The 6,694-nt window shown below is 37.6% G+C and carries 7 protein-coding genes; all 7 read left to right on the top strand.

The features are described 5' to 3' along the window. On the top strand, window positions 1-710 hold a 710-nt coding region (locus tag AB685_RS24810; protein ID WP_047973262.1), incomplete at its 5' end, for a UTP--glucose-1-phosphate uridylyltransferase. A gap of 15 nt (window positions 711-725) precedes the next feature. Next, complete coding sequence (locus AB685_RS24805) at window positions 726-1,862, top strand: polysaccharide pyruvyl transferase family protein (protein WP_047973259.1); 1,137 nt, start codon at window positions 726-728, stop codon at window positions 1,860-1,862. Window positions 1,863-1,884: 22 nt separating this feature from the next. After that, complete coding sequence (locus AB685_RS24800; protein WP_047973258.1) at window positions 1,885-3,231, top strand: O-antigen ligase family protein; 1,347 nt, start codon at window positions 1,885-1,887, stop codon at window positions 3,229-3,231. Continuing rightward, entirely contained in the window at window positions 3,224-4,327 is a 1,104-nt protein-coding gene (locus tag AB685_RS24795; RefSeq protein ID WP_198530581.1) for a glycosyltransferase, read from the top strand. Before AB685_RS24800 ends, AB685_RS24795 begins: the two co-directional genes overlap by 8 nt. Window positions 4,328-4,331: 4 nt before the next feature. Continuing rightward, complete coding sequence (pssD, locus tag AB685_RS24790) at window positions 4,332-4,811, top strand: PssD/Cps14F family polysaccharide biosynthesis glycosyltransferase (RefSeq protein WP_241773377.1); 480 nt, start codon at window positions 4,332-4,334, stop codon at window positions 4,809-4,811. Continuing rightward, on the top strand, window positions 4,808-5,293 hold the full coding sequence (gene pssE, locus AB685_RS24785) for a PssE/Cps14G family polysaccharide biosynthesis glycosyltransferase (RefSeq protein WP_047973257.1): 486 nt from the start codon (window positions 4,808-4,810) through the stop codon (window positions 5,291-5,293). Before pssD ends, pssE begins: the two co-directional genes overlap by 4 nt. 32 nt (window positions 5,294-5,325) lie before the next feature. After that, window positions 5,326-6,694, top strand: a 1,369-nt coding sequence (gene murJ / locus AB685_RS24780) for a murein biosynthesis integral membrane protein MurJ (RefSeq protein WP_047973256.1), incomplete at its 3' end; no start/stop codon positions are given.

The following is a 6,694-nucleotide window of genomic DNA, read 5'->3' as shown; positions in this document are numbered from 1 at the left end:
GTAAAAGAGCAATAGAAGACCACTTTGATAAAATGGTTGAATTAGAAGAAGAATTGAGACGCAAAAATAAATCGGATCTATTAATTTCTGTTCAACAAAGCACAGACTTATTAGATATTCACTATATTAGACAGAAAGTTCCTGCTGGTTTGGGACATGCTGTTTATTGTGCACGTAAATTCATTGGGAATGAGCCGTTTGCCGTTCTTCTTGGGGATGACATTGTTAAAAATGATGGGAAGCCATGCTTGCAACAAATGATGGAGCTTTATGATCAATATGAGAGCCCAATTATTGGTGTGCAAGAAGTATCTAATGAAGAAGTTGAACGTTATGGGATTGTTGATTGTGATATGCGAGAAGAAGGCGTTCACGATGTCAAACGACTAGTGGAGAAACCAAAAATTGAGGATGCTCCAAGTAATATAGCTATTATGGGTCGTTATATCTTAACTCCAGATATTTTTGACATCTTAGCAAAAACCGAGCCTGGAAGTGGAGCTGAAATTCAGTTAACGGACGCCCTGCAAACGCTAAGTGAACAGAGAAGGTTATTAGCTTATGAATTTAACGGAACTCGCTACGATGTAGGGGAGAAATTTGGATTCATTAAGACGACGATTGAGTTTGCGCTTGAGCGTGACGATTTAAAAGAAGATATGGAAGAATATATAAAAGAACTGGCAGCAAGCCGCTTTGCTAAAAAGTAGAAAAGGACGTATACAATGAGAGTAGGTATTATAGGTAATTACGGTCACAATAATAATGGTGACGAGGCAATCCTAACGGGAATTTTACATCAGTTGACAGAGCATGTAGGCGTTCGTCAAAAGGATATTGTTATTTTTAGTAACCAACCAAGCAACACGACAGAGAGATATCAGATGTCATCAGTCCCCCTTTTATATAAGGAAGGAAGCATTTTGAAATCTGGTATTAAAACGGTGAAGGAAAGTTATAAGGTGATGAAGGGGTTAGACCTGTTGATTGTCKGTGGCGGTKGTCTCCTGATGGATATGTACAAGCGAGATGCTCCTCTCTACAGTGTATTAGGTATGACGGGAAAGAGAGCGGGCTGTCAAGTGGTTGTGTACGGAGTAGGGGCAGGCCCAATTAAAACGAGTACGGGTCGTTTCTTTATCAAAAAACTTGTCAATCTAGCAGAGTCCGTATCTGTTCGTGACGGAGACTCAAAAGCATTACTAGAGAAAATTGGGGCTAATAAAGAGGTTCATGTGATTGGGGATCCTGCTTTCTCAGTCCCTGCTGAGCAAACACATAAACCAAGTCAAGTAATAAAAAAGGTCGGTGTTACAGCCGTTCCTTATTTTAGTCAGCAGTACTGGCCTACACCAGATATGGACAAGTATCTTACTTATGTAAAAGGAATGGCGGCACAATTAGACCAACTAATAACAGAAAAAAATGTAGAAATCACCTTCTATTCAACAAAGTTCCCAGAGGATGTTCAAGTGACAAAAGATATTCTGGCAGAAATGAAAAATGAAGGTTCAACTACTATTATTGAAGAAAATCTGCATCCAAAAGATATTGTACGTATTAGTGCAGAACAAGACTTGATAATCGGAACCCGTTTGCATTCTCTTATCTTGTCTGTCGTGGCCGAAACTCCAGTCATTGGGGTTGGCTATCACCATAAAGTGCTTGATTTCATGCAATTAATGGAAATGGATACGTATGGTGTACCGATTGAGAATGTGACAACTGAAACAACTCCCATCGTAGATGCATTTAAAGATATGGAGCAAAACTGGACTAACGTACAAAAGCAATTTGTGTCAGTATCTACTCAATTGAAGGCTGAAGCTTTTAAAGGTACTGAGCAATTCAAGCTGAATTAGAATGATGAATGGTGTGAATCAGATGATAGCGAAATATTTACCTGCTGAACGTGCCAATCGGATTTTGTTAATAACTACAATGTTATTGATAATCTGGACTGCGGTTGAGCTGCAATTTACAAAAATTTGGGCTGGTTTTCTTCCTTCCATTGTTAGAATGGGAATCTCTTATACAGGGGAATTACTTTTAATCATCATGGCTTTTATTGTCGTGATTCACCCTACAATAGGTCGAAAAAACCTACTTCATAAATTGAAGAACCCTTTAAACTTTAGTTTGTTACTGTTTTTTAGTTTTGCTTTATTTAGTATGTTTATTAATAATGTTCCCTTTGCGCAAGGGATATTTGGATTAAGAGCCATCTTTCAATATTTGATCTTATTCTATATTTTATTAGCGATCGAGATTCCTACTGCGTGGGTTAAGAAAGTGTTTTATCTCATTTTAGGGATAGGAATTGTTCAATCAATCATTGGTTTTCTTCAGATCGCTTTCCTTGTACCGTTGCCTTTACGTAATATTGAGGAACGAAGAAGTATTGAGATAGGAGAAGAAGTAAGAGCATTTGGAATGATGGATTCTAGTAACACATTAGCTGGCTTCTTAGTGGCTGTATTACTTCTTGTCCTATTGTATGTTTTCGTCTACAAAGGAAATCTATCAACAAAGTCAAAAATGATCTACCTCATTATTGGTGCAGTGATCTTGACGGCCATTGCCTTAACGTTTTCACGACAAGCTTTCTTAGCACTCATTGGGTGCCTTGGTTTGATAGGAATTATCTTTAGGAAAAACAAAGCATTTCGAATCTTACTTGTTAGTTCAGCGGCACTTGTTGTCGTTTTCGTAGTAGGTTATGCTGCAGCCCTCTTTTTCCTAGATGGATTTGCGCAACGTAATCTGTATACGCTAGATTTATCTAAAAACTATCGCTTCCTTATTATAATGAGTGGGTTAGATGTCTTTTTATTAAATCCAATTACAGGCGTCGGACCAGGAATGTTTGGTAGTAACGCAGCATTTGTGTTCAATTCTCCATTCCATCAATTTTTAGATGAAGGTCTTCCAAGTACGATGAAAACGGTAGATAACAATGCGTTATACGTTATTGTAGAGTACGGTGTTATTGGTGTCTTACTTTTAGGTTATTTCTTATTTAAAGTCATCAAGACGATGACGGTTTTCTCCGAACAAACAGATATTCTAATGAAAAAATGGGTGAGTTTATTTGTTGTAACATTTGCGATTGCTTTTGTGGTAATGGGCTTATTGTCAACAGCATGGGAAAATCATCAAATTGCACTATGGTTATGGTTATTCTTAGGTATAGGAGTCAACTGGTATAAAAAGGAGACTGGCAATGAATAAAAAGTTGCGTGTACTCGTATTAAGTAATATGTATCCCGGACCTCGTCAAGCGACGTTCGGGATTTTCGTTAAGAATCAAGTAGAAGCCCTGCGTTCAAAAGGGATCGAAGTGGATGTAATAGCCGTTCAGGATCCAAGTATGGCTAAACCAAGGGTACTAATGAAATATAGCAAGTGGATGATTCAAACGCTTCTAACCTTAATCACTAAAGGGCGTAAATATGATGTCGTTCATGCGCACTATATATTCCCAACAGGATTGCTAGCTTTATTGTTCAAAAAAATATTTAAGACTAAGCTTGTTGTAACCTCTCATGGAGGCGACATTGAGAGAATGGCTAAGAAAAATGAACGAACAAGAGCACACACAGCCAATATTTTAAATGAAGCAGATGAAGTGATTGCAGTTGGGGAGAAGCTCTATGAACAGATTAGTCAAGAGTATCAAGTGCCTTCAAGTAAAATGACCATTCTCAATATGGGAGTGAATCGAGAGGTCTTTAAACCGATTGATCAAATGGAGGCCAAACAAGAGGTAGGAATTCCTGCAGATAAGCGGGCTATTGTCTTTATTGGCAATCTTATTAAAGAAAAAGGCTTATTAGAGCTACTAGAAGCTTATAAAGAATTAAAGGTGAAAGATCCTACTCTAACTCTTTGTTTAATAGGTAACGAAAAAAAGCTAGAGTTTAAAGAAACGTTAATTGACTATATCAATGAAAATAACTTACAAGATGTCGTTATGCACCCGGCTGTCTCGCAAGCAAAAGCAGCTACGTGGATGTCTGCAGCCGATGTATTTGTGCTCCCTTCTCACTTAGAGGGCTTTGGTCTGGTTGCATTAGAAGCCATGTCTTGTGGGACACCTGTTGTTGGTAGCCGAGTCGGAGGTTTAGAATACCTTCTCCGCGGGGAACATGGTTCTTTAGTTGAACCACAAAATGCACGTTCGCTAGAAAAAGGAATAGAAGATATTCTTGATCAAAAAGATCTGGCCAAGCGATATGTTGAGGCTGGTTTTTCGCGTGCAGATGAGTATGATCAAGAAAAAATCATTCAAAAGCTAATTGAGCTATATCAACGTAGAGGAGAATAAAATCGTGGCAAAACCCAAACGAAAGAAAGTTATGTTTATCTCTTCAATTGGTGGGCATTTAACACAACTTTTACAATTGAAGCCGCTCTTTGAAACTTATGATTATCATATTGTTACGGAAAAATCGAGTATTACGGAAGAGCTAAAAAAAGATCACCCTACCTCTTTATTAGTATATGGGGCGAGAAATTACTTATTTAGCTATCTTTTTAAATTTTCCTTTAATTGTATAAAATCTTTTTATGTTTTTCTCAAAGAACGACCAGATGTTGTAGTGACGACTGGTGCTCATACTGCAGTCCCAATGTGTTATATTGCGAAGCTTTTTGGAAAAAAGGTCATCTTTATTGAAAGCTTTGCAAAGACAACAACTCCTACTTTATCGGGAAGAATGGTTTATCCTATTTCTGATATGTTCATCGTGCAGTGGGAAACAATGAAGAAGGTCTATCCAAAAGCAGTTTACGGGGGGTCTATCTATTGATTTTTGTCGTATTAGGTACTCATGAGCTACCATTTACACGTTTATTAGAAGAAGTAGAACGACTCCAACAATCGGGAGTCATAACAGAGAAGATCGTTGTACAGTTAGGTCATACTCCTTATGAATCGCAGTCAATGAAGCTAATTCCTTTCATGAGTTATGATGAAATGGACCAAAACTTTGAAGAAGCTTCTCTTATAATTACTCATGCAGGCACCGGATCGATTATCACAGGTGTGAAAAAAGGGAAGAAGGTCATTGCGCTTGCAAGACGTGCGGAGTTCAATGAACATAATGATGATCACCAAGTGGAAATTGTCGAACAGTTTACACATGCAGGACATATTTTAGGCTCTGATAATGTAGGTGACTTGGAGAACCTTATCACAAGAGAAGTAGAAGGGTTTACACCTAAGCCTTATAAAAGTGGGCGAGATCATATTGTGAAGCTTATTTCTGAGTTTATAGAGACGAAAGCCTAGGTAATGGTCGCAAGTGGAAAGTAGGGAATGGAATGAAAGGAAAGTSACTATTAGCTGTTATAGGCACCGTTGCTGTCATTAATTTAGGTTCCAGGTTTATTGGCTTTTTTAGGGAGATCGTTATTGGTTTTCAATTCGGTACTTCCTATGTTGCCGATAGTGTAATAACGGCCTATACACTACCAAACTTTTTTTATATTGTCGTGGGAGGCGCAATCACTACGGCATTTATTTCAGTTTATAGTAAGATAGGAGATCCTCTTCATAGGGAGAGGTTTCTTCAAAGTGTATTTTCTTGGCTAACGGTTGTGTTAGTAGGATTTACGTTTATATTAATGTTCTTTTCAAAGAATGTTATATCATTGGTGTTTAGAGGATTAGAAGGAAGTGAGTTGCAATTAACAAGTGACTTGTTTGTTATTATGGCGCCTTCTACATTCTTCTTAGTATTAGCAATGTGGTTAACAGGTGTCCTTAATGTTAACCAACGCTTTAAACTATCGACTGCATCGACATTTTTGATGAACGCTAGTTTTGTCATTATTGCTTTAGCACTTTTCCCGATTATTGGTCCATTCAGTCATGCCTGGGGTGCTACAATCAGTGCAATCTTAATGGTGGTTATGCTGGTCTACTTGATTAGAAAAGAAAAATTCGTTAAATTCCGGTTTAGTTTCGGTTCTTCTGATGAAATGAAGAAATTAATCAGGTTAGGATTGCCAATACTATTAGGAGGAGCAACATTACAGCTATACTTCCTTATTCACCGGATCTTTGCCTCTCAACTACAAGATGGGGCGATTGCTGCTTTAAACTATTCGTCGAAGATTGTTCAATTGCCGCAAAGTGTATTAATGACAGCTGTTACAACTGTTATTTACCCGTTATTAGCTAAAAAAGTAGCTGCAAATGAAAATGATGAAATTGAATCGATCTTTCAAAAGGGCTTACGGTTAATGACATTGCTTATTGTTCCTTCAACCATTTTTGCCTTTTTCTATGCGGAGGAGATCTTCACGGTTGTGTTTGAGTATGGACAATTTACCCGTGAATCAACGTTAATGACTGCACCTTTATTTCAAGTGCTAGTGCTTTCAATGTTWGCTCWMTCAGCTAACTTATATGTTACACGTTTCTTCTATGCTAGAGAGAAATCGATTCTACCAGTTACATTAAGTATTATTTCTGTATTTGGAATTAACGTCGTTTTAGCGATCGTATTAATCGATCAGTATTGGGCAATGGGATTAGCTGCAGCCACAACGATTGCAGCACTAATGAATTTTGTCTTATTGTTGATCGCCTCAAAATTTGTCTTACACTTAAAATTAACTGGAAAGAAATTTGGTAAAACATTTGTTTCTTTTTTGATTTTATTAACTGGTGTGATTTTGGTTCAAT

This window comes from Bacillus sp. LL01 (assembly GCF_001037965.1).
This window is presented reverse-complemented; position numbering and strand designations above follow the sequence as displayed.

Excerpts from the sequence above, each read along its gene's own strand:
- AB685_RS24800 (WP_047973258.1), top strand. The coding sequence starts at position 1,885 with ATGATAGCGAAATATTTACCTGCTGAACGTGCCAATCGGATTTTGTTA.
- AB685_RS24795 (WP_198530581.1), top strand. The coding sequence starts at position 3,224 with ATGAATAAAAAGTTGCGTGTACTCGTATTAAGTAATATGTATCCCGGA.